The organism is Salibacterium sp. K-3, assembly GCF_054052005.1.
In genome coordinates this window covers 1-241 of the sequence record NZ_JBSVZE010000017.1, presented here as the reverse complement: position 1 = coordinate 241, position 241 = coordinate 1, and the positions used below count along the sequence as shown (strand labels likewise).

General features: G+C 39.0%; 1 protein-coding gene. It reads right to left on the bottom strand.

The window, feature by feature from the left end; genetic code table 11:
* The coding region (locus ACW9JV_RS19340) for an ATP-binding cassette domain-containing protein (RefSeq protein WP_457337529.1) at positions 1 to 241 on the bottom strand (241 nt) is incomplete at both ends.

Sequence of the window (241 nt, the reverse complement as noted above, 5' to 3'; positions counted from 1 at the left end):
CCCATTAACTTAACTACTTCAAGCATACGCTCTTCCGTTACACCTGGCATCATACGCGCATAATGTTTTAAATTTTGCCACCCTGTCATAAATGGATACATTTCCGGATTTTCAACAATGGCACCGACTTCACGTACAGCCTGTTTAAAATCTTTTTTTATACTATGTCCTTGAATGAGTACATCGCCTTCAGATATATTAATCAACCCAACCATCATGCGAATGGTCGTTGTTTTTCCAG